Source organism: Xanthocytophaga flava (assembly GCF_030068545.1).
Taxonomy (GTDB): Bacteria; Bacteroidota; Bacteroidia; order Cytophagales; family 172606-1; genus Xanthocytophaga; species Xanthocytophaga flava.
The window spans coordinates 238,157-261,808 of record NZ_JASJOR010000002.1 but is presented as its reverse complement, the minus strand read 5'-3'; the positions used below and the strand labels follow the sequence as shown (position 1 = coordinate 261,808).

Here is a 23,652-nt window from a genome sequence, read left to right as displayed (position 1 = left end):
AGTTACTTGTTAATCAAACTCTGTTTTGCCAATACCATACTTACTACATAGTCTTCAATTGACTTTAAAATCTGATTTATTTTGTTGTTAGACGACCATTATAATTGGGTGACCATAGATCGGATGATCCGAACTATGGTCAGTTTTGTATTGTCCAAATCCCGATCTTTGTATCACTAATCCGGTCAGAAAAAGACAACGCAACCGAAACTTTTTACCCTGTCCATTCTTCTGCATCCGGATATTTTTTTATCTGTTTTTTTAACTATTTTTTTCATCTAACCCTTTTTCAACCTATGGCACTAAGTGTAGCCTTATTAACCTCACAAGCCGATTGTGACAAAGTCCTTGATGAGCTGTCAGGCATCAAAGGCAATCTGGAATTTCGTCAGATTTCGCTTACCCGCAGCAAAGACAATGCAGCCGACAGAGCGTCAACCATCGATGCAGACCTGGCTGCTGCTGAAGCAGAGGTAGAATCGTTGATTTCGATCATCGCAGCCCTTCCTGAAAGTGCCACCAAAACCGAGATGGAAAACCGGAAGGTACGTGCCGACTATCGGTTGTTCACGCTACAGCAACGGAAGGCTCAGTTTGGTACTACGGCTGTGATTTTGTATGAATCCGAGTTGGGAGAGATTGAACAGCGATTGTCTGTGGTAGATGGCTCAATGAGTGAAGTAACCACTCGTAAAGCTGCTTTGCCAGCAGGCTAAACGATAGGCAACGAGTATACGCAGAGGCAGCGTAGACAATAGCAGAATAGGTTGGTGGTTTTGGGGAAGCAGTTTGGTCATTGGCCAACTGCTTCTTTTGTAACCGTTCTGTTGTGAGTACGTTTAGCTGGTTCTGCTTTGTTTCACCCTTTATTCATTCGTTTTATGAAACTACTGATTCTGATTTCGGCTTTGTGTTTTGTGGTGGGTTTGGCTAGTGGCCTGTTTGTAGAGCATCATTTTAATCTGCCTGAAGTATATGATTGTGAAGTGATTGACTACAGCCAGATTGAGCAAATTGTAGCCAAACAGGTAGCCAGTCATCCGGTGCAAATGCTGGATGTAGAGAAGATCAAACATGTCAAGAGCTTTACCTATGCACCTATCTATTCTGCGCAGCTTGTCCCACTAACTACGGGAGTGACAGTTCAGGATTCGGTCTTAAAACAGATCATTACACAGGCGGCTTTTCTTCATCCTAAACCCAAGTAGATATGGCAAAATCGATATACGACTATATTCAGTTTGTATTGGACAACTGGAAAACATCCACTCTTGGGCTCTTTACCTTTTCAGGATACCTGCTCTGGATGATCAACCGGATCGACACACAATCTTTCGTTTCGCTACTGGCTTTTATCTCTACTGTCGGATTCTTCTCTATGCGAGATCCCAAGTAATACCCCAGAGGACAGACATAGCGTTGTCCTCTGGTTTTTATCCTTCTTACTTATCCATTACTCTTTATCAAACCCTACCAAAATGACTATCGCAACTACTGCCGTTCAACCTGTTTGTGAATCAAACCTAACCGTTGACAACATCTGTCTGACCCTTGCCAAAGAACAGTTAGCCTTTGAGAAAAAGCTGCTTGAAAACGAAAACCAGCGCCTGCAATTACTACTCGAAGATACCCAGCTACAACTGGAAATGCTCAAGGAACAAAACGAAGAGCTGGAAGGTGAAAACCAGGATCTGCATATGGAAGTCACCGAACTGATCGATCAACTCACCGATCTGACAGACCGGGTTGATGAGCTAATTGTCCTATAATCACCCACAACCATACTCACTCACAGGATCATTTGGGTTGTTCAACAATCCGAATGATCCTTTCCTCAAACATCGCTTCACCCGCTAAATCACCCCAACCATGAAATTCCAATACTTAATCATTCACTGCACCGCCACTCCCGCCGGACGCTGGGTATCTGCCGAAGACGTTAAACGCTGGCACACCAAACCCAAACCCTACGGCAACGGCTGGAAACAAGTCGGCTACTCCGATCTGATCCTGTTAGATGGCTCGCGTCACCAGTTCGTCAAACATAACAACGACCAGATAATAGACTCTTTTGAGATCACCAATGGGGTAGCAGGCATCAACTCCATTTCCAGACATCTGTGTTATGTAGGCGGTCTGGATTCTTCCCACAAAGCCCCTCTAGACAGCCGCACCCCTCAACAGATCTCAACCATGTTGGACATAATAGGAGAAGTGCTATGCTATGCACCCAATGTCAAAATTGCTGGGCATAATCAATTTGATAACAAAGGCTGTCCGAGCTTCTTTGTCCCAACCTGGCTCAAGCAGCTAGGCATCCCCGAACATAACATCGAGTGGCGTGATCCGTTTGGCTATGAACGGTATTTTAAACAGCAATGGAAACGATAAAAAATGCAAAAGCCGACTCTGTAAAAGTCGGCTTTGTTATTTAAAATCAGTGACAATATTAACTCAATGGATTTTTTACCTGTACGTAAGGATGTATAGGTACATTTCTGCTGTTTAACCTTATTTCTGTTGACTTTAAATAGCCTTCTTCAGATGAGTTGGGTAAATAGCAAGTTGAGATAATTGGTATTGTTTTACCTGAATTTATTAAAAAAGTTATTTAAATTTACTCCAACACCTGCAACATTGGGTTTTAGTTCAATATTATCTAAATCCCATAACTTCTGCCAAAAGGTTTCTTTTTCCCCGGAATTCAATTTTTTTTCTTTTTTTATACTTCTTCGTAGTGCATCAAGCTTTGATTTGAATTCAGGAGTATAGTCTGACTTATTTAAATAGTTTTCCTCAAAATTCTCTAGTTCTTCAGTGAATGTCAATGGATGAGTTTCTATAAATTTATTGCAAATCTCAATATGTAACCAAATAGATAAACTACGTAGTCTAGACTCATAACCTGTTAGTTTTAAATCTCCATCTTCTATTACTAAATCTCCGTTTTCAATAACTAAGTCATCTTCTTTCTGAAGATCGTTTAGGAGGTAATGAATATCTTTGTATAGAATTTCAATAAAATTGCGGTTTTCGCTTCGTAATGGTTCTAAAACCTTTTCTATATACTCGTCTAAAGACTTTTTATCTGTATTTCTAATTTCCTCAATAAGAGTTAAATAATCATCACGTTTTAGCATAGTTTAGTAAAGGTGTAGCCATAGTGGCAGATTAACAATAGTTTTAAAATTAGTTTTGATAGAATTAATATCTGAAGATAAGTTTTACAGGCCTTTAAGTTGCATTACAAGGAAACAAAAAATTAATTAGTAATCAGCTTGGACAATGAGATAGAAATTTCTATGTCAAATATTGAATATAGAGTTAGTTTGTACCTGAATGCTATTTTTTAAGTTTTAGAATAACAAGAACTCATAACTATGCGATTAAAGATTTGTTTTCTGTAGTTTAAACTGATAATACTTTTACTTTTTTCCTCCCCCTAATCCAGCTCCCAGACGAAACACCCAGGGAGAATTATAAAGCTGTTTATTAAAATCGTTGTTGTTGTAATTAAAGTTATAGAGCACTGTGATCTGGAAAAACGATTTCCCACCCGTATTCATGTTTAACGACAATCCCGCCAGAGGGTTCACCACCCAGTCACGCCTTTTGTCTTCTCTGTCATCAAAATAAGGGTAATTCAATGCCTCAGTCTCTGCCTGTAAGAACAAAGGCTTATATAATCTTCTGGCTACAAATACCCTGCCTCCATATACATGCATCGGACCCGGTTTACTAGTAGCCACTGGAGAAACCAACCCTTCTTTGTTGTAAATATAGGTAGGACCCAAACCTGCTACCAGGTTGTCTGTGAATTTATACCCCAACAGGGGAGAAGCATTGATCAGTAGCGGTTTAATCTGAAAGCTGACATTGCCAGCAAATACCCACGGCCTGTTTTTTGCCTTTTTCTTTTGATCGCTTCGGGGAGTATACAACGAATCGGATTTACTCGTCTGTGCTAGAAGAGGTGTAGTTGCCAGAACAAGAAAACAGAGTAAAAGGAGGAAAGATTTCATTAAGACATTTCAAGGTAGGTATGGAAGCAAACAGGGCAGTTCTAGGATGTTAATGCCCTGCTTTTAGTATACGGTTAGGTGGTGTATTATACTCTGATAGATCAGAGTTTGATGTGTTATAATCAGATGTATTATAGTCCAGACAGCGAAACCACTTTGGTTTTCATCAGACTCATCCGGAGCTTATCCAGTTCAGTTCGTGACAGAAACTGAGTAGGTAATTTCAGATCATGCAAGCTGCTTAAGCCATTAATCTGCTCTGGCAACGAAGTAATCTTATTGGACCAGACATCGAGTGATTCTAATTTCTCGAGTCCGCCAATGGAAGACGGCAAGCTCGATAACTGATTGGCTGACAGATCCAGTGAGGAAAGGTTTTTCAGTTTACCAATGGATTCGGGCAAACTGCTCAGTTTTCCTCCTGCCAAATTCAATTCTTTCAGATTGGCTAGTTCGCCAATAGACGAAGGAAGTTCAATGAGTGGATTTTCATTCAACGAAAGGGATTCTAGTCCTTTGAGTCCATCCAGAGCAGGCAGTGTTTGTAAAGCGTTCTGGGACAGATTCAATGACTGAAGCTTTTCGAGTTTACTGATGGATTCGGGCAGTGAGGTTAGTTTATTTCCAAACAGATTCAACTTTTCCAGTTTGGAAATATCTCCCAGAGAGGATGGCAGTTTCTCCAGCTTATTTCCCATCAGATTCAACTGTTCCAGGTTATCAAGCTTTCCAATCGATTCTGGCAGAGAAGTTAACTGGTTGCCTGTTAGATTCAGCGATTTCAATGAAGATAAATTGCCTAGTTCTGCCGGCAGAGAAGAAATCCGGTTCTGTAACGCTGTTAGCGATTCAAGTTTGGAAAGATTACCTAGTTCAGATGGCAGCTTTTCGAGTGGATTGAGTGAGAGATTCAGGTTTTGCAGGTTGGGCAGCTTTCCAATTGAAGCAGGTAACTCCTTGATCGAATTATTAATCAGTGACAAATCCTGCAATTTAGTTAGCTTAGTAATCTGATTGGGCAGTGTCGTGAGTGCCCCATTGTCTACCGAAAGCGATTGCAGATTTTTCAGACTACCAATCGATTCAGGTAGCTGAGTCACTTTGCTCAACGCTAGTTTATACACCTGATCCGGATGAGCTAGCGCTTCTTCCAGTGACTGAAAGGTTTTAGTCATAGCCAGTTCATCTTTGGAAAGCAGGCGATTAAGTTCTGCATTACCCCGAATTTGCAGGCTTTTCAGATTAGGCAACGAATCGATCTTTTCAGGTAGAGACGTCAGCTTGTTATGAGTCAGCGAAAGAAATTGTAGCTCTTTGAGTTGAGTAATCGATTCTGGCAAAGAAGAGAGTTGATTTGAATCGGCTTTGAGCACCTGCAGTTGTTTCAGATTTCCAATTTGAGATGGAAGTGTTTTCAGATGTGAACCTGATAGATCTAATACTTTCAAATTAGGAAATGAGCCAATTGAAATAGGTAGAGAATCTAGATTAGCTAGTTTAAGCTTATAAATCTTCTTAGGATTTTTGAGAGCTTCTTGCAAGGAAGTATATACTGGAGATTTTACAAAAGCGAGTGAGTCTGTTCTATTTACATCAGAAAGAGCCTTGCCTTTGTTGTTTTTTGTGTTGGTAACCGTACTTGATTTAAAGGAGGAATGGGTACCAGTCTGTCCATTTAGGTTGTTTATTCCTACTGTTTCTATAGCTGTCAGTAAGAGTAAATAGAAAAAGATTTCTTTTGTAAAGTATATATAAAAACAGGTAGATAAATGGTTCATAGGATAACAAAGTGAGAAGGTGGTTTCTGGTTAAGTAATATTTATACTTATATGGCTGCCTGTCAAATAATTAGTGTTTTTTGGCTTTGTTTTTCATGTAATAAAATGCAAATATATTGATAATTTTTGATCTATTCTTTGAAAAAATAAAATTAAATATTCAAGCTTTAGTTGATGTGATATTCATGAACTATTAAGTATGAAAAGTTGATTTTTTTTGATTTTATGGCATATAACTAGTAGAAATTTTGATTATTTATTGATTAAAAGTAAATGATGTTTACTTTTAATTCATTTTTGACACTAGCCTATTTGTTTTTGTTTTTCTAATTTTTACATGTAATATAAATATTTTTTTTCGACTAAATATTTGCTTTTCAACAATCCCTAAAAGACCTTTGCGGCCTAATAGTTTACTCCTAATTCCTTTTCCGAAAAGCCATCATCATATTTTATGAGAAAATCATTTATAAGAAACAAGATATTTGCGAATTTTTCGATTCTGTATAATTTATGCTTTTTTTTGACATGTTCTTTTGTTGCGAATGCTCAATCAAGCGTTGAAAGAAATAACGTAATTCCTACAGAACCCACGATTGCTTCTTTGATGAAGTTTACTGAGGTTCCTATTACTTATTTTAACGGTACAACAGATGTAAGTATACCCATTTATACTTTTCAGTCAGGTGATATCAAAATTCCCATTACCTTGGCCTATCATACTAGCGGCATAAAAGTAACGGAAGAAGCTAGTTGGACAGGTTTAGGCTGGAATTTGCAAGTCTCAGGAGCTATAGTGCAAAGTATTATGGGAGTACCGGATTCATCACAAACAATGATGGATCCGGTAAACCCTAATTTTCCACCTTTTATAAACACTGATACCATTGCTCATCATGTGATTAATAATGGTACCTGTTTTAAAAATGAAAATGGCGTATTTGTAGATCGAAGAGGAGATCTGACTTCAACAGGAGGTGATTGTACTATTCCACATGATTCAAGGGACTTGAAGAGTGTTGAGTTTGACTTATTCTCATACAACTTTTTAGGGCATTCTGGAAAATTTATTATACCAGGTAGAGCTTACACAAATCAACCTCTAACTCCATTAGATCAAAATAACATCCAATTTAGTCGCTATAACACATATGGCTTTATGGCCAGAACGCCAGATGGCTTTACCTACATTTTTAATGATATTGCCATGACTTCTACTTTAGCTTTCCCTGGTCGATCAGGGGTAGATAATCAGACAGATTCATATACTTATTATCTGAGTAAGATTATTTCGCCAACAGGCAAAATTGTGGAGTTCAAATATAGAAAGGTGCTTTCTAGAATAGCACCAACTGGTAGTCATACTTTTAGATCAAGCCGACTTGGAATTGTTACTCCATATCCTCGCTGGAAATACACTGAAGATCCAGGGATTTATGTTTCTCTTTATATGACTACAATAGAGACCTTATATCTGGAAGAGATTCAAGCGGACAACGGATCTGTTAAATTTATTTCCAGTTCCAGATTAGATATTGAGAATGGTCTTAAACTGGATGCAGTTGAGATATATCAAAAAGGAAATACGATCCCCCTAGAAAAAGTATTATTCAATTATGATTATTTTATGAGTGGTGATACAGGTTCTTCCATTATCCCTTCTGGAAGCGTGCATCCTGATTATCCTTCTGAATATATGGGAAAAAGGTTAAAGTTATTATCTGTAAAAACAAATGATTTGCCACCATATGTTTTTACATATGATTCAACCCCTCTGCCCAGTAAAATATCCTCATCTCAGGATATATGGGGCTATTACAATGGGAAATATAATGTTAGTCTGATACCTTCTTATGAATTAGTACAATATTTTCAATCTGGTTTGTATCCAAGTTTTTTTGAAGACAACGAGATAGGATTTAATGAGCAACTTGGTGATAGATGGGCTGATCCCGTTTATATGCAAGCTTGCATTTTAAAAAAGATCACTTATCCTTTGGGAGGGTATACTTCCATAGCATATGAACCTAACACATTTATACCTCCAATCCGGGAGATAGTAGTCACACAAGATGTAAGTAAAGGGGCAGCAGACATAGGAGTGGGTGTTAAATCAACAGATATTGAGCTTGTGAGTATAGGGAAAGATGCGTCGGGAAATGAAATTCTTAATCCAGTTAAACTCGAAATAACACTTTTGTGTTGTGGAGATCAGGCAAACTGTGGAATGTGTTCAAGTTATTGCAACCCCTATACAGATGATGTACGATATAAGGGTCGAAGTATATATTGTTTGTTGGAAAAGTACGATCCTGCTACAGATAAATGGATTTTATCTGATGATAATATATTTGACAGAAATCATCCAGCTTATTCCACTCAAATATCCTGTCAATATACAGTTAATAAAAGTTTAAGTCCCGGTAAATATAGAATTACAGCCAACTATCCGGATGATTTTGTGCCAGGCAGCCCTGGTAATAAAATGGCAACAATAACCATGAAATATAAGATACCTGATCCTACAAAAAGGCGTAGTATAGGTGGTGGTTTGCGTGTTAAAAATATCATCAATTATACAGAAGATAATAAAGTAGCAAATGCTCGTTATATGAGCTATTCAGAAGGTACGCTTATGACATTACCTATTTTCTTCCTAGAACCTAGTTTTCGACCGAATACGTCATTTCCTTTTGATGAACTTCCTTGTGTATATAATCCTGTATTGATATGTGGCGCCTGTATACAAGGAATTATTGTTCCATTCGATTATTTTTCAAAATCTATATATTCTAATCCTGTAAGTCCTCATTCTTACTCTGCACAAGGTGGATTAGTAGGTTACAGCCAAGTTACTATTGAGTATGATGAAAATAAAAAAAAGGGGAAGACTGTTTATTCCTATAATTTAACGCAGGATTCCTATGATAGAAGTATCCGTATAGCAGGTATACCCTCTGTTCATAGTCTCAAAAATGGGTCTATTAGTGAGATTATAGATTTTAAGTATGAAAACGAAACATATACACCTGTAAAGAAAATATCAAATGATTATAGAATTGATGGGAGTAAACTATACTGGTTATTTAGAACAGATTATTTTTATTCCTATGCTGCTTGTGCTACTGGAGAAAATCCTTCGTTAATTGATCTGGTAACGAGGCAAGAGGTGTATGACCCCAGGAGAGTGTATACTTATTTTTATCCCCTTCAAAGTGGACATCTTAATCTGATTAAAAAAACAGAAATAGTATATGACACAGATAAAGAAATCCGTGTTTTATCACAATACAGATATAATAAAAATCATCAGACTATTGAAGAAAAAGCATATAGTAGTAATAATCTTCCTTTAAGTAAAATATATTCCTATCCATCTGACTATAAGGTTGCTAATGGTATATTGAAAGAAATGCAAGATCGGAATTTGATCATATATCCTGTTGAGACGCTGACAAAAGTAAATAATAAAGTTACTCAAGGTATATATAATGAGTATTATTTGCATGACAATATCATCTCTCTTGGTCAAGTCCATGCTTTAGAAACAAATGTACCAATAGATAATTTTGTAGAATCTAAAGAAAATAATAGTAAAAGTGATCTCTATGTTCCTAAATTACTTAGTCAATACAATAAGTATGGCAATCTGATCTCACAGGCAAAAACAGATGATATACCTATTGTCTATTTGTGGGGCTATAACTCCAGCAACCTCATTGCTGAAATTAAGAACGCTACTTTTTCAGATGTATTATCAGCCCTCAAATTGGATCAACTTACATTGAATCAATATGCTAGTGAGCAAACTCCTTCTGAGAAATATACTCAAAAAGTGAATGATCTACGTCAAAATTTGCCTACTGCATTAATAACCACCTATTCCTACTTGCCTTTGGTAGGAATGAAAACAATGACAGGGCCTGATGGTAAAACACTTACTTATGAGTATGATTCTTTACAAAGGCTACATCTTTTAAAAGATCACAAAGGGAATATCATCAAGCAATATCGTTACCATTATCAGGGGCAGGCTCCATTAGATTAATTGATTTTCTATATGCTGGCTAATATAAATCTAGTTAGCCAGCTATTCTCATTCTTATTTTGGATTAACCATTCCTTGAACAAGGAAGCTCATATCCTTTTGCTTTTACCTATTACCTCTGTAGTTATCATGCATATACTGAAATTCTTTATCTATATTTTACTTTGCCTCTGGCCTATCATAGTGTTCGCTAAAATACATGAGCCTAAAAGGGTATATCACTTACCCTGTGATAGTATTTCATCTTCCAGCCAATCGGCAAAGAAAGTTGAAGTAAATCTACGCACGCAAGGAGGATTGCAGGTGGTGGGTTGTTCCCAAACCAAAGTGGCCATGCGTTTAGCCTCTCAGTCATCTACTCTAACTGCTACACAGGCTAATACCCTGCCTCAAGAGCAAACTGCCTCTGCCTTTGTGACCAATACTACTTCCGACAAAAAGCTGGATACACTCTTATACCGGTTAGAAAGCATGGATGGGTGGCATGTATTTTCCAAAGAAAGTGATGCCATTCATCAGAAGTTGCAACTTGCCTTACCCGATAATTACCAACTCAGTTCGAAGGTCGAAAAGGGAGATGTGTCTCTTTCAGGAGTGAATGCCACTGTTGATATGCAAATCGGGCAGGGTAACCTGAGTGCTTCCCAATTACAGGGATATCTGTATGCTACTTTGCAGGAAGGTAATTGCACTGTTTCCAATGCTACACTAGAGGGAAGCCTCTCTACTCAGAAAGGCGATATTCTACTTTCAGATGTGAGTGGGATGCTTCAGGCTAGTAGTCAGACTGGTAAAGTAATCTATCAGTATTCACCTGCTTTTCTCTCACAGAAAGGCACAGGCTTTCGTCAGCAGATTCTCTTTGGAGATCTGCAAATCAGCTCCTTGCCTGTGAATGCTTCCTTTGCGCTGGAAAAAGGCAATGTACAGATTGATCAAGCCAAAAAGAATGTGGACCTGGCGGTTAAGCAGGGAAATATCACTATTGGTTCTGCCTTAGGTAATTCTGTGAGTGCCGTTACCGAGAAAGGCAATATCTCTTATACGCTTTCTTCTTCAGTCAGTGAGCAAAAGCTGATTCTGGTCGCTGCGCAGGGAGATATTACCCTAACCTTACCTTCCGGTTTTGATGGGGCACTGCAAGTCCATCTGGTTCAAACTTCTTCTGAAAATATATCTTCTGTAAATACATCCATGATCAGTGAATGGGAGGTAGGAACTGTACAGGAAGGAATTCAGCAAGATGCCAATGGACTATTGCTAAGTAAAGAAAGTCACTGGAATAAGGCAGGCACAGGTAAGATTACCATTTATCTGAAAGCGACCAATGGAAAGATCTATTTGAAAAAGGCATGATGGCTAATTAATCTGATGAATGCAGAACAGATGGATAATTGACTCCAACCTGTTAGAGTCTACAAACAAATCTATACTACTCGATTCTTACTACTACCATTCTTACTACCGAAAATACACAAACTATGTATATTCCTATTCTTTCTGCTGTCTTCTCAGTTAGTATGTCGGTTATTAAACGACATACTAAACAAAAGGGCCAGCAGGTAAACCAAAAGCGAAGCTATTTCCATTTCTTTTATATACTACTTCTAGGGAGTCTGCTGCTATCCTTTAATAGCCAGGCAGCATCTTACACCTGGAATGGATCTGTAAGCACAGACTGGAATACGGCTGCCAACTGGACACCAGCGGCTGTACCGGCTTCGACGGATGATGTGACGATTAACACCGTGAGTGTGAACCGCTACCCGGTTTTAGCGGCCAATACAACCCTGAACAGTTTTACCCTTAATTCGGGTAGTATTGACCTGGCTGGATTTATCCTCACCTGTAATGGGACAACCACCCTCAAAGGAGGAACGTTTGGCTCTTCGCTCACCAAAGGCGAGATTAAAGCGCTGGGTGGTACTACTTCCTTTGGCTCGGCTACTACGTCGGTTACCATCAATACACTGGTGACCGTGATCGGACCCGTAGTTTCCGGCATGCAAAATACCACTTTCAATGAGATCGTAAATATTACCAAAAATGGAGGCTATCTGGAATCAGCTAATGGCAATAATGTCTTTAAAGAGAATGTGACTATTACCATGACCGATGGGTTGCGCTGGGCACTGGCTCAGAACTATCCCGATACTTTCTATAAAGACCTGACCATTACCATTAATAAACCCAATTGGAATTATGGAGTTGTGATTGGTAAAAGCGTTTACAAAGGCAATATTACCACCAACATTCTCACTGCCGGAGTGTATCTGTATGGCACACAGGAGGCGACAGGTAAACTGATAATTGGTCAGTTAGGGGTGCAACCCTATTTGTATCTGACTAATTTCATCAGTCAGACAACCGATCCTCTACTGATCGAACTAGCCGGATTACCAGGGGGAGGGAACGGAGGATGGGTAACGCTGGAAAATTGTGTGTTTTATGGGGATGTGCGATTGGCAGGTTATCAGCTTTCCTATAAGGGGTGCACATTTTTTAGAAGAGCGATCCTGCAGAGAAGTACCTGGGTCAATGGAGTGCCCAATCCTGCCCGGGCCAGCGATTGGACTACTTCCTGGACACCGACAGCCAACATCCCAACACCTGTTGCCAATCCGGTCAATATTGGTTCAGATGGCATTTTGCTCAATACCTTTCACGGACCGGTTTATATTATGGGAATAGGCTGGACAATCAGTGGATTGGGCAATACGACTGTACGCTCTGTGTTTAATGAAGAAGTTACGATAAACAATGGTGCCAATGGGTATACGTTTAATATCTCAGCCAATACAACAGCGGATGTGTTTAATAAGAAACTGATTCTGACAGGATCAGGGTACAATATGCGTTTTGGTACCAATGGCGCAGTAACCACATTAGGTGAAGGTGTTATCCTGGATGCCACTGGTTTGTATGGGGGATTGCAGTTGGAAAAGATTGTTTTCAAGGGAACTACTGAGAGGCAATTAACGCTGACAGGCACAACATCGGCCTATTTTGGAACTGGCTTTGTCAGTGAAGGTCCGCTGACAGTGACAGCTCCCCATCTGTATTTTAATGGAGGTAAGTTTTTAAAGTCCTCCACTTTCACCAAAACAGTGGCAGGGGACAATGTCAGCACAGGTGGGAATGTGTTTACCGATAAAGCGCTGATTCGTAACCGGGCTTCTTCAGGAACCATTCAGATGGCTACTCAAGTCAAAGATCAGACTGTAAAAAGCCAGTAGTTCTCAGATAGAAAGCTTGATAGACTGCCTGTCTGATTCTTTATCCTTTACAACCTTATTGATCTTCTATGTTTTTGTATATACAAGTTAGTATGAAACCGATTTTTTCCTGGCAAGGTTACCGAATGGGTATACTTATGCTGGTTTTATTGTGCAGTAGCTTATTGGGGAGTGGATGGGCTACCTATGCTCAAAGTGTACCCAAAGAGCTGAATCTGAACTCGTATCAGTCTCCGGCCCGTGCCAGTGAGAAAATCAATGTCTACTCCGGGCTGGGTATTGGAGCTGGAGCGGATCTGGATATGCAGATTGTCACACCTTTGAGTGGGGAGCTGCCTGCACAGGAAAAAGCCCTGATTACCACCGTGGCCAATCAGGTCATTTCAGTGGGAGAGTGTGCTTCCCTTTCTGCCACCGCCAGTTCAACCGCTGGCAATGCGTTGCAACTGGATGGAGTCAATGACCTTTTGAGCATGGGAACTGCTTCAACGCTTGCTTTTGAATACAATCAGAAATTTACCATTGAAGCCTGGTTTAAAACCTCTTCGGCTGCTGCTCAGATGATCGTGGCTAAAATGAAGAATACAGCTCCTTATCGGGGTTATAACCTCTATATCAGCAGTGGCAAACTTTCCGTTCATCTTTTGAACACCGTATCTACCAATGGATTTCAGGAAATTACCCAGAACAGTTTTGCGGATGGCCAGTGGCATCATGTAGCCTGGGTCTATAAAGGAACCGGTACGGCTGCCGGCAGTGAGATTTATGTCGATGGAGTCCAACAAACTACTACCGTTTCCTATGATACTGGTATAACAGCTACCACAATAGATAATACGACACCGTTTGTGATTGGAGCGCGGACTAATGCCTATTACTTTGCCGGACAGATCGATGAAGTCAGAGTGTGGAATACCGACAGAAGTCAGGCCGATATTCAGGCCGCTTATCAGCAGAAAACAGATCCTGCCAGTGCCAATCTGGTTGCTTACTGGTCGATGGATGATTCACCTGTGAGCTCTACGATTGCCAATAGTGTAAGTGGTGGGATTACCGGAACGCTTTACAATGGAGCTGTGCTGATCGCTTCCACACTGAATCTGAAAACAAGCAATGCCGCTCTTACCTGGACACAGGAAGAAGGACAGACCACAGTGTTAACTCCCCAGACAGATGGGAGCATTCCTATCTGTCCCCAGACTGCAGGCACGTATCGCTACAAGGTAAAGCTTGAAAATGACAATACCCTGGCTGAAACCGTAACCATCACCGTACAGGAAGCCCTGCCTTCGGTAGGATTGCCAGCTGAAACCGATCGCAACTTTGTAGTGGAAAACACCATTCTCAAAGAAGGACAAACCGATGAGAATACGATTAAGAACCTCTCAGCCAAAGATCTCTCTCAGAAAATATCCTATGTGGATGGTTTGGGAAGGCCGATTCAATCAGTGGCAGTACAAGCCGCACCGGAAGTGAATGGAGAACGCAGTGATATAGTCACTCCGGTTGTTTATGATAATTTTGGCCGGGAAGTTCTCAAATATCTGCCCTATGCCGCATCGGCAGTTAATGCCTCCAACCCCCAACTTCATTTTCAGTCAAATGCTGTAAACAATCAGAAACTGTTTTACGACCAGTTAAAAGGAGAAGGACCTGCCTATGCTGAAACAGTCTATGAAAACTCTCCCTTAAACAGGGTGCTGGCTCAAGGGGCTGTAGGTACAGACTGGCAGATAAATAACAGAGTAGATCTATATGCTACCGAGAATAAAATTGCACGCAAAACAGAGCGAACCAATTTTGAAAATGAAGTGCGTTTATGGAGTTATGATCCCCTTAGTGGCATCGCCTCAAGTCAGAGTGGGAGTGCTGGCTATTATTCTCTTGTGACTACGAATGGGCAAAGTGAGGGACAACTTTCTGTTGTAGAAGCCACAGATGAACATGGTAAAAAAACAATAGAATACAAAGACAAAGAAGGCCAGCTAGTGTGTAAACGGGTACAAAGTAGTAGTAGCCCTGCCTCATTAACAAATCTAACCGAATCACAAACTTCTGGTTGGGCTACCACCTATTATATCTATGATGATTTTGGTCTTTTGCGCTATGTTATTCCTCCCAAAGCCACGGATCAGATTGAGCAGTCAGGTGTGTATTCGGTTGGGTTTAATGATCCGATTACCCAACAATTGCTTTTTGCTTATGACTATGATGAGCGTAAGCGCTTAATCCGTAAACAAGTACCGGGAGGTGGACTTTCCCAGATGGTTTACAATAGGCGGGATGAACTGGTATTGACTCAAAGTGCTTTACAAGGTTCTGCCCTTGGATATAAACCCAATTCTTTTGCTCAGGATCGAATTACTAATCAATGGAGTTTTACCAAGTATGATGCCTTTGGTCGGGTAGTAATCACAGGAACCTGGATTGCTCCACCTGGAGTTACCCGCCTGGATTTACAGGATCAGGTTAATGGTCAAACTCAGCTATGGGAGACTCGTAGTACAGAAAGAATTACCTCTTCTGAAATTTCTGCCAATAACACAGGGTACAGTCACGATGCTTTTCCTAAAACAGGTTTTATACCACAAATCATCACCTTTTATGACGATTACAATTTCTTACCTGAAGTAACTAGCCTGGCCTATAACACTCAGGTAATTCCGGCAAACTTTAACTCGAGTGCAGATAATGAGCTTCGCGGGAAAACAACGGGTACTTATACAAGCCTTTTGGAAACACCTACCGGACAGACCATAAAAGGGCTCATGAGTACAATCTATTATGACAGTTATGGGCGGGTGATTCAGACGTTGGCTGAGAATCATCAGGGAGGAATAGATATCTCAGCTAGCCGCTATGATTTTTCAGGTAAAATACTCGAAACCTTTACCCGACATCAGAATCCGGATGTATTGGATCAGAGTAGGCAGACACTGACCACTCGTACCCGCAATCAGTATGATCATGGGGGTAGAATCACAGCTTCCTACCAGAAAATAGGCACCGGCGTAGAAGAAAAATTATCGGCTATTACCTACAATGCCATTGGTGAAATGATACAAAAAAAGCTAGGTCAATATTCGCCTGCCTATGGTAGTACTTCTTCAGAAGGAAACGCACTGCAAACTGTCGACTACAGTTATAATATCCGGGGTTGGATGACTGCTATTAATGGAGGTACGCTCGCAGGAGGCGATAGTGATGATAAGTTTGCGTTAGCCCTTTCCTATACTAATCCGCTTTCGGGTGGCCAAGGGCAGTTTAACGGAAATATCTCCTCCCAAAAATGGATATCCAAAGCAGATGGCATAGAAAGAAGTTACAATTACTTCTATGACGGGATGAACCGTATCACTTCTGCTACCTATGCTTCTACTAAGAGTGGAGAACACTATGATATGCCACTGGTCTCCTATGACAAAAACGGCAATATTGAGAAACTTATCCGGCTGGGAATGATTGCCGGAACAGCTAGCAGTGCCACCGGTTGGGGAGAAGTGGATAAATTATCCTATTATTATCAGGGCAATCGTCTGTTTAATGTAGCGGATGATGGCCAGTATAAAAATACGGGTTTAGCCGGAGATTTTAAAGATGTAGCCAATCTTTCAACAACAAAGGAATATGACTATGATGAAGCGGGAAATATGTTCGCTGATGCCAATAAAGGCATTCAGAGCATTCTCTATAATCAGTTAAATCTGCCTACTTACATTCAATTTCAGAATGGAAATACGATAACCTATTTCTATACCGCAGCGGGTGTGAAATATAAAAAGACGACTAGTACAACTGTTAACACGGATTATATAGCAGGGATGGTGTATGAAAGCAGAAAGTTGCAGTTTGTACCTACAGCGGAAGGAAGAGCTTTACCTCCCGAACTGGTAGGAACTACCGATTTTGCCTATGAATACCACTACCAGGATCATTTAGGTAACCTGAGAGTAGCTCTCCGGGAAGCTGCACGTATCGCTCCTTTTTATGCCACAATGGAAGATTCTCGCAAGGAGTACGAAGAAAGCCAGTTTGAGAATCTAGCTACTACTCGTAATGGGGAAAGGGCTCGTACTGGAAATAAAGCTGCTAAACTCTATTCTTCTGCTTCTTCCCCTACAACTGCTCCCGCATTGGGACCATGGAAAACGTTGTATGTAAAGAAAGGAGATAAAATTGATGCAGAGGCATTTGCTAATTATGCATCCAATAGTTCTTCGGGTACTCCAGTAGGTTTGTTTGCCTCACTAGGTAATACTGCCAATTCAACCCCTGCAACGGGTAGTGAAACTAATAAAAATATTTTTACTAATTTACAGATAGGACTCAGTCATAATTTTGCGATGCCACAGGCAGGATCAGAGCCGGTAGGATATCTAAAAATGCTCATCTATGATAAAAACTATCAGCTAACATCAGCCAGGATTCGTCAAATTACTGAGGCAGCAGAAGAGGGTTGGGAAGATTTACATTTATCCTATGTCGCACAAGATGATGGCTATGTGCAGATTCTGGTAGCTAATGAAAGTGAAAGTCCGGTTTGGTTTGATGATATCAAAATTAGTTACAGCAGGGATCTGATTGTCCAGGAAAATCATTATGATCCATGGGGACTCAATCTGGTCGGCATTGAAACACAGGGGAATCCAAATTATCAGTTTCAATATACTAGTAAAGAGAAGCAAGAGGAGTTAGGTCTCAATTGGATGGATTATGGCGCAAGAATGTACGATGCACAACTCGGTCGTTGGCATGTTATTGATCCATTAACTGACCAAATGCGAAGATTTAGCCCTTATACATATACTTTTGATAATCCAATAAGGTTCATTGATCCGGATGGTATGGCACCCTCATATAATTGGGGTACAAAACGTTATGAAGAAGAGGATGGTACCGAAGTAAATTGGGATTATGTACAGAATTACTATAGTATAGGTACTTATTCTAGTACAAAAGGTGAGCCATTAACTGTTGATAAACTAAGAGAAATTGCTAAAAGAAATGGTGTCACTGATTTAATTGAAATTGGAGATGTTTTTGAAAATGCATTTTTTGAAGCTGCACAAGGGTGGGTCAAGTACAATGACAAGCCAACCAAGGATAATAACTTTAAAACCTTAGAGTTTCAAAGCAATGTTAGAAAAGAGTTTGTGAGACCTGATGGTCTTGGGCCTACTGCGACATATTGGTTTGGCACAATGAAGAACCGAGTGGAAAATAGTGCGTTTTATGATACAAAATCAGGCGGTACCCTTTTAGATGAGAATTATAGTGAAGATAATCCCAAACAATTATTAGCGATGTTAGAAGTTCTGAGTAGGAGCCCCGCAAAAAGCTTTGGAAATGCAACACTATTTTTAATCACTCCGTATGGCGTTCCTGTCAGTTTGAGACAAAAAGCCCAACAGTATGGTGTTAATGTTATAATGATTCATCCAACACTATATTCCAATGGAAAAATTGCTTTTGAAAAAGCATATATCCATTACGCTGTTCCACATGGTTCTTTTGGGCAATTTGGAGGAAGTGTTGAAATCGGAACAGTATTGGGTTTTACTAAAGCTGTTGACTTAAAATGGAAAAAATAATATGCAAAACTACATTTTATTAATCGGAATTGTTTTTTTTACTATATTCAAATCGTATTCTCAAAACAATATTTCAAAAATGAGCATATCTGAAAACTTTAATGATTGTATAAAGATAAATCGTTCGGATGGTGTTGAGCCTGATTTTTTAAATAAAATAACTGATTATAATAATCTGCTTATACAAAAACTACAAAGTGATTCTGTTATTCTAAATGGAAAATTAGAAAGCATAGCTGAGCTTGAAAAGATGATGAATATCATTTTTAATCAAGATTCTTCTTTTGCTGCAGACATGAAATTTGCAATTTTGGCATATTGCGGTGAAGTTATTCGTAGAGAAGTTAATGGAGAGTGGGATCTTTTATTAGTTAAAGATGAGATAGGAGAAAGATATTTTCCAGTTATTAAATTTAATGATACAGAATACGATTTTTATGGGCATATAGAAGACTATTTTTTAAAACAAAAAGAATCTCGTAGATCCCTATATACAATTATTAATTCAATTGTAAAACCTGTACATCTTCCTGTAGAAAAAATGAATTCATGGTTTTTTCCTCGCCTATAGCTTCTTTCTATAGAAGAAAGTCTTTTGTATTAAAAGTACAATTTGAAATTAAAAATTAGTCTAGCTAAAAAATGTGGTCGGGAGAAATTTCGACCTTTTTTTATGAGAAAAATGATCTTTAAACCTTTAAAAAAGATACATTTCAACAATTCTCTATAACATTTGTAGCTTCAATATTCGAGTTCATTTATGAGCAGAGCTACATTTGTTCCATGTAGCCACAGAAGACGGGTATGTGCAGATTCTGGTAGCTAATGAAAGTGAAAGTCCGGTTTGGTTTGATGATATCAAGATTAGTTACAGCAGGGATCTGATTGTCCAGGAAAATCATTATGATCCATGGGGACTCAATCTGGTTGGTATTGAAACGGGGGGAAATCCGAATCATAAGTTTCAATATAATGGGAAAGAAAAGCAAGAGGATTTTGGGTTGAACTGGATGGATTATGGAGCCAGGATGTATGATGCACAGTTAGGTAGATGGCATGTGATTGATCCAAAAGCAGATTCTATGCGTCGGTGGTCTCCCTATAACTATGCCTTTGATAATCCCATGCGTTTCATTGACCCAGATGGAATGGTTCCTGGTGATATATATTCTTCAACAGGGGAACATCTAAAAAATGATGGAAAAGATGATCATAAAGTCTATGTAGTAGATAACAGTAAACTAGTTAAAGGAGATGGTGTGATAAAATGGGCAGTGAAAGATCAAGTCGAAGTACAAGGATTAACTAATGAAGAATTAAATCTAAGAGCTTCTCTTACAACATTAAAGCAAACAGAAGCCGGAAGTAGTAATCCTTCCTTAGATTACAATAGTTGGAATCATGGTAAAAACTTCACAGAAGATTCATATGAAGAAAATCCTGATGCATACAATAAACATCCAGGAACAAATCCTTCTAGTGGGGGATCAGCAGCAGGCGCATATCAGTTTCTCAAAAGATTCTACAATGAAGCTGATTTTAGCCCCCAAAATCAAGATAAGGCGGCAGTAAAGAATATGACTTCTTCTAGTTATGCTGCCGCAACATCGGGAGATATGGGTGATTTTAAAAATACAACTTCAAGTAGGTGGACATCTTTACAACATTGGACTGCTCCTCAATTACAAAAAGTTTTTAATTCAGCAAGAGCACAAGAGTTATCAGGAAAGTCAACGATTGCTACTCCCGTTGGTCAACTATTAAGAAAATAAATAATTATGCTAAATACTAATTATCTCTCACAAGCAAAACTGATTATAGCTGTAGTTTTATTTATACTCTTAGGATGTAAAAATGAATCTACTAAGGGCACTTCTGTAGTTTTCAAGCAAACAACAAAGACTAATCTTGTAAATTCTATTTCAGAAGAAACTGTGATAAAAACGCTAGAAAACAACGTCTATTCCTTAAGGCTAGAAACTCGTTTTTCTACTGATACATTGGATATCGTTGATTATAAAGAAGATATTTATAGTAGTCCCATTATCTTACATCAAAAATTATATTTTCTTAATCATGATAAAGTGATTAAGGATTATAAGTTGCCTTTCAGATATATAGAAAAAAGAACCATACATAAAAATAAGTTAAATGCTTTGCAAACTCCTATATATGAAATCTGTTTATACAAAACGAAAACAGCGGACTATTATCTAGTATCTGGATCAGATTATTGTAACGGTTCAGAATGTCCAGAGTTCACTGGGATTTATGCTATGTCTGGACAAATGATTTATGAGGGATTTTCAACTATAGAAAACAAAACTTCTCTACAGGAAATACTTTTGAAGTATAATATTAAATTAGATACTCTAGCACACTGTATAAAAACTGATCAATATTAAGTTCTAATCTGTCAATTACCTATAAAATACCGTAGACTCTATCTAAACATTTAATAATAACTTTGACTATCATAAATGTCAGATAACTAGATTCATATAAAGCCCTCATTTCTATGAGCAGTTGTTGAAGATAGGATTTATTAACGTAGAGCTAAATAGAATGTAACTCTAGCATGACATACAAAACTGGTTTAAAATTGATTTTAAACCAGTTTTGTATTAGAAAACAAAAATCATTTAGAATTAAATATAAAGGCTAAATATAGTCTACATTAACAAACGATATATCTGTCCTGTTTATTTGTCATAGTCTTTAATTGTATATACTACTTTTAAAAATGGCCTCTATTTTCTAATGTATATGTTTTAATCTGTAAGAGAAAATAGTATTTGATTATTGAGATGTAATCTGCTGTAAACTAGTGTGTTTAAGATAAGATGTTATGCATTTATTTTCTTCTTCTTACTTATCTTTTCCTAAATATCCTAATTAACTAAATTCCTAATTTACGCTCAACTTTTGTTGCATTCCGTTTTAAGTAAAAAAGCTTCAATCATTTCCTTGACAATCTTCTTCGGTTCATTGGGTATAGCTTCCAATCGTTTAAATTGAGAAAGCAATTCCTTATCACTAATCATTTCCTGTGCTGATTCCTGATTAGTATTACTCATCGGAGGATTTGTAACATATAACTCCTTTTTCATACTATCCAATCCGCCAAATTACGCAAGCTGCTTCAGAAGGCTAGGAAGAGTTATACTTATCCCATGTAGCCACAGAAGACGGCTATGTACAGATTCTGGTAGCCAATGAAAGTGAAAGACCCGTTTGGTTTGATGATATCAAGATTAGCTATTCAAGAGATCTGATCGTTCAGGAAAATCATTATGATCCGTGGGGATTGAATCTGGCTGGCATTGAGAAACAGGGTAGTCCTAATGATAAGTTTCAGTATAACGGAAAGGAAAAGCAGGAAGAGTTTGGCTTGAATTGGATCGACTATGGAGCCAGGATGTATGATGCACAGATTGGCAGATGGCATGTAGTTGACCCAATGGCAGAACAAGCACGCAGATGGACTCCTTACCGGTATGCATTCAACAACCCACTACGATTTATTGATCCGGATGGTATGTTTGAGGATGGCAGGATCATATCAGATCCAAGTGAGATCATTATCATCATGGGAATGCTCAAAACTGCTTATCCGAATGGGCATGATGATGATAATAGAAAAAAGAAACCTGATTTAAGTGCGGTAACTGAAGTTGAAAATGTATTAAAAGGGAAAAAATGGATTAATTTCCATGCTACAAAACATCGGAATTGTAATGAATGTGCAAAAGAGCAGAATGCTCAGGCAAATGCAAGAGCGTCTGGTGCCACAAAGACAATAAATATGTATATACATAAGCGTAGACAAGATGAATCCGGAAATAAAACAACAGCTGTAGATCTTCAAAAAGGAGTGAATGTTCTGATAAATACTTTAAAAGCTGGAAAGCCTGTCATGATTGGTGTGATGTATGAGTACCAGTATGGTGCAGATCATAATTCTGATCCCCATGAGTATAAAGGTGATAATTTAAACGTTGCAACAAATCATTACCTAACAATCGTGGGTATGGGAAGAGAAAAAATTGATGGAAAATATGTTGAATATTTCTCCTATTATGATAATTATACGGATAACCTTCAATATGGAACATTTAAAGAAAGATCCTTTGCTGAGATGGAAAAGCAAGCAACAAATCTGCAAGCCAATAGATTTTATCTGAAAACAGATGAAGAGGGAAAATGGTATTTCATTGATGACACCAATCCACCTATAAATGGCCCTTCACATGCGACATATGGTACAGGCCTCCCTTATATTTTAACAGAAGTTCGACCTAATTATTAACAAAATAGACCACTATGAAGCGTTCAACATTATTTTTACTCCTTTTTATTGTCTTGGTTTCTTGTAAACAAGCTTTGCCATCTATTTTAGACAAGTTTATAGAGACAAAGGATAAAATGGCAGTACCTTTTCCCAATACTAATCCAATCAGCGAACAAGATCTGGATTTACTGATGGCAACCAATGAGGTAAACGAACCAGTCTATAATGTAGCCCATCACTATTTTTATGGATATAAAAAAAAGCTGAATGAACAGTTTTACTTGCTATCTATTAAGGATACCTATATGCCAACTTATCGGTTTACAAATTATTTGACTAACTGGGAAGATGTCTATCTCTGTATTTATGATGTATCAGAAAATAAAGTAGTCTCTAAATTAAGAATAAAATCATCAGATCCTATTGCTACTTTTTGTGAAGAAGAAAACAATATATACACGTTAACTTCAGATTATGGGCTTTTTCTTTGTGGTGGACTAGATTGTGAGCATATTGAAAGAGAGAGGAAAAGAGTTACCCATACCTATAAGATCATAGACAATCACTTCCGACTCGTAGATAATCGGGAGAAAAAAAAATAAATGTTTACCTCCTTTCTTCAGGATTCTATACAATCCAGAATTATCTAGAATATAAAATCAATCCCTCACTTGTTACAGGTGAGG

At 38.5% G+C, this 23,652-nt stretch carries 18 protein-coding genes; 14 read left to right on the top strand and 4 right to left on the bottom strand.

Going from position 1 to position 23,652, the window contains the following annotated elements; genetic code table 11:
* The first annotated feature begins 296 nt into the window (after nucleotides 1–296).
* The 5 genes from QNI15_RS03845 (at nucleotide 297) to QNI15_RS03825 (ending at nucleotide 2,391) form a co-directional block, all read left to right on the top strand.
* Entirely contained in the window at nucleotides 297–716 is a 420-nt protein-coding gene (locus tag QNI15_RS03845) for a hypothetical protein (protein WP_314030609.1), read from the top strand.
* Nucleotides 717–881: 165 nt separating this feature from the next.
* A complete protein-coding gene (locus QNI15_RS03840) occupies nucleotides 882–1,208 on the top strand; it encodes a hypothetical protein (RefSeq protein WP_314030608.1) in 327 nt (108 codons plus the stop codon).
* A gap of 2 nt (nucleotides 1,209–1,210) precedes the next feature.
* Entirely contained in the window at nucleotides 1,211–1,396 is a 186-nt protein-coding gene (locus QNI15_RS03835) for a hypothetical protein (RefSeq protein WP_314005108.1), read from the top strand.
* Between the two features lie 82 nt (nucleotides 1,397–1,478).
* Complete coding sequence (locus QNI15_RS03830; protein WP_314030606.1) at nucleotides 1,479–1,769, top strand: hypothetical protein; 291 nt, start codon at nucleotides 1,479–1,481, stop codon at nucleotides 1,767–1,769.
* Between the two features lie 100 nt (nucleotides 1,770–1,869).
* The gene (locus QNI15_RS03825) at nucleotides 1,870–2,391 is read left to right on the top strand and encodes an N-acetylmuramoyl-L-alanine amidase (RefSeq protein WP_314030604.1); all 522 of its coding nucleotides are present in this window, start codon (nucleotides 1,870–1,872) and stop codon (nucleotides 2,389–2,391) included.
* Nucleotides 2,392–2,585: 194 nt separating this feature from the next.
* On the opposite strand, the gene QNI15_RS03820 is transcribed toward QNI15_RS03825, so the two are convergent.
* The 3 genes from QNI15_RS03820 to QNI15_RS03810 form a co-directional block, all read right to left on the bottom strand.
* Nucleotides 2,586–3,140: a hypothetical protein gene (locus tag QNI15_RS03820; protein WP_314030602.1), complete on the bottom strand. Its 555-nt coding sequence runs from the start codon at nucleotides 3,138–3,140 to the stop codon at nucleotides 2,586–2,588.
* Nucleotides 3,141–3,425: 285 nt separating this feature from the next.
* A complete protein-coding gene (locus tag QNI15_RS03815) occupies nucleotides 3,426–4,022 on the bottom strand; it encodes a hypothetical protein (protein WP_314030601.1) in 597 nt (198 codons plus the stop codon).
* Between the two features lie 131 nt (nucleotides 4,023–4,153).
* Nucleotides 4,154–5,800 (bottom strand): leucine-rich repeat domain-containing protein, encoded by a 1,647-nt coding sequence (locus QNI15_RS03810; RefSeq protein ID WP_314030599.1) that lies wholly within the window; start codon nucleotides 5,798–5,800, stop codon nucleotides 4,154–4,156.
* A gap of 607 nt (nucleotides 5,801–6,407) precedes the next feature.
* Here QNI15_RS03810 and QNI15_RS03805 point away from each other — a divergent pair.
* The 7 genes from QNI15_RS03805 to QNI15_RS03775 all read left to right on the top strand — a co-directional run bounded on the left by QNI15_RS03805 (nucleotide 6,408) and on the right by QNI15_RS03775 (nucleotide 21,080).
* Nucleotides 6,408–9,848 carry a hypothetical protein gene (locus QNI15_RS03805; RefSeq protein WP_314030598.1) on the top strand — a complete coding sequence of 1,147 codons (3,441 nt, stop codon included), beginning with the start codon at nucleotides 6,408–6,410 and terminating at the stop codon, nucleotides 9,846–9,848.
* Between the two features lie 129 nt (nucleotides 9,849–9,977).
* On the top strand, nucleotides 9,978–11,204 hold the full coding sequence (locus tag QNI15_RS03800) for a hypothetical protein (protein WP_314030596.1): 1,227 nt from the start codon (nucleotides 9,978–9,980) through the stop codon (nucleotides 11,202–11,204).
* Between the two features lie 125 nt (nucleotides 11,205–11,329).
* Complete coding sequence (locus QNI15_RS03795; RefSeq protein WP_314030595.1) at nucleotides 11,330–13,084, top strand: hypothetical protein; 1,755 nt, start codon at nucleotides 11,330–11,332, stop codon at nucleotides 13,082–13,084.
* A gap of 92 nt (nucleotides 13,085–13,176) precedes the next feature.
* Nucleotides 13,177–18,675, top strand: coding sequence for a DUF6443 domain-containing protein (locus QNI15_RS03790; RefSeq protein WP_314030593.1), 5,499 nt, complete (start codon nucleotides 13,177–13,179; stop codon nucleotides 18,673–18,675).
* A gap of 1 nt (nucleotide 18,676) precedes the next feature.
* A complete protein-coding gene (locus QNI15_RS03785; protein ID WP_314030591.1) occupies nucleotides 18,677–19,246 on the top strand; it encodes a hypothetical protein in 570 nt (189 codons plus the stop codon).
* A 205-nt stretch (nucleotides 19,247–19,451) separates the two neighbouring features.
* Nucleotides 19,452–20,447: an RHS repeat-associated core domain-containing protein gene (locus QNI15_RS03780; RefSeq protein ID WP_314030589.1), complete on the top strand. Its 996-nt coding sequence runs from the start codon at nucleotides 19,452–19,454 to the stop codon at nucleotides 20,445–20,447.
* A 6-nt stretch (nucleotides 20,448–20,453) separates the two neighbouring features.
* Nucleotides 20,454–21,080 (top strand): hypothetical protein, encoded by a 627-nt coding sequence (locus tag QNI15_RS03775; RefSeq protein WP_314030587.1) that lies wholly within the window; start codon nucleotides 20,454–20,456, stop codon nucleotides 21,078–21,080.
* Between the two features lie 513 nt (nucleotides 21,081–21,593).
* On the opposite strand, the gene QNI15_RS03770 is transcribed toward QNI15_RS03775, so the two are convergent.
* Entirely contained in the window at nucleotides 21,594–21,785 is a 192-nt protein-coding gene (locus tag QNI15_RS03770; protein WP_314030585.1) for a hypothetical protein, read from the bottom strand.
* Nucleotides 21,786–21,877: 92 nt separating this feature from the next.
* Here QNI15_RS03770 and QNI15_RS03765 point away from each other — a divergent pair, with 92 nt between their 5' ends.
* Nucleotides 21,878–22,984 (top strand): RHS repeat domain-containing protein, encoded by a 1,107-nt coding sequence (locus QNI15_RS03765; RefSeq protein WP_314030913.1) that lies wholly within the window; start codon nucleotides 21,878–21,880, stop codon nucleotides 22,982–22,984.
* Between the two features lie 14 nt (nucleotides 22,985–22,998).
* The gene (locus QNI15_RS03760; RefSeq protein ID WP_314030583.1) at nucleotides 22,999–23,568 is read left to right on the top strand and encodes a hypothetical protein; all 570 of its coding nucleotides are present in this window, start codon (nucleotides 22,999–23,001) and stop codon (nucleotides 23,566–23,568) included.
* Nucleotides 23,569–23,652 lie beyond the last annotated feature (84 nt).

Excerpts from the sequence above, each read along its gene's own strand:
- QNI15_RS03845 (WP_314030609.1), top strand. The coding sequence starts at position 297 with ATGGCACTAAGTGTAGCCTTATTAACCTCACAAGCCGATTGTGACAAA.
- QNI15_RS03840 (WP_314030608.1), top strand. The coding sequence starts at position 882 with ATGAAACTACTGATTCTGATTTCGGCTTTGTGTTTTGTGGTGGGTTTG.
- QNI15_RS03835 (WP_314005108.1), top strand. The coding sequence starts at position 1,211 with ATGGCAAAATCGATATACGACTATATTCAGTTTGTATTGGACAACTGG.
- QNI15_RS03830 (WP_314030606.1), top strand. The coding sequence starts at position 1,479 with ATGACTATCGCAACTACTGCCGTTCAACCTGTTTGTGAATCAAACCTA.
- QNI15_RS03825 (WP_314030604.1), top strand. The coding sequence starts at position 1,870 with ATGAAATTCCAATACTTAATCATTCACTGCACCGCCACTCCCGCCGGA.
- QNI15_RS03820 (WP_314030602.1), bottom strand. The coding sequence starts at position 3,140 with ATGCTAAAACGTGATGATTATTTAACTCTTATTGAGGAAATTAGAAAT.
- QNI15_RS03815 (WP_314030601.1), bottom strand. The coding sequence starts at position 4,022 with ATGAAATCTTTCCTCCTTTTACTCTGTTTTCTTGTTCTGGCAACTACA.
- QNI15_RS03810 (WP_314030599.1), bottom strand. The coding sequence starts at position 5,800 with ATGAACCATTTATCTACCTGTTTTTATATATACTTTACAAAAGAAATC.
- QNI15_RS03805 (WP_314030598.1), top strand. The coding sequence starts at position 6,408 with ATGAAGTTTACTGAGGTTCCTATTACTTATTTTAACGGTACAACAGAT.
- QNI15_RS03800 (WP_314030596.1), top strand. The coding sequence starts at position 9,978 with ATGCATATACTGAAATTCTTTATCTATATTTTACTTTGCCTCTGGCCT.
- QNI15_RS03795 (WP_314030595.1), top strand. The coding sequence starts at position 11,330 with ATGTATATTCCTATTCTTTCTGCTGTCTTCTCAGTTAGTATGTCGGTT.
- QNI15_RS03790 (WP_314030593.1), top strand. The coding sequence starts at position 13,177 with ATGAAACCGATTTTTTCCTGGCAAGGTTACCGAATGGGTATACTTATG.
- QNI15_RS03785 (WP_314030591.1), top strand. The coding sequence starts at position 18,677 with ATGCAAAACTACATTTTATTAATCGGAATTGTTTTTTTTACTATATTC.
- QNI15_RS03775 (WP_314030587.1), top strand. The coding sequence starts at position 20,454 with ATGCTAAATACTAATTATCTCTCACAAGCAAAACTGATTATAGCTGTA.
- QNI15_RS03770 (WP_314030585.1), bottom strand. The coding sequence starts at position 21,785 with ATGAAAAAGGAGTTATATGTTACAAATCCTCCGATGAGTAATACTAAT.
- QNI15_RS03760 (WP_314030583.1), top strand. The coding sequence starts at position 22,999 with ATGAAGCGTTCAACATTATTTTTACTCCTTTTTATTGTCTTGGTTTCT.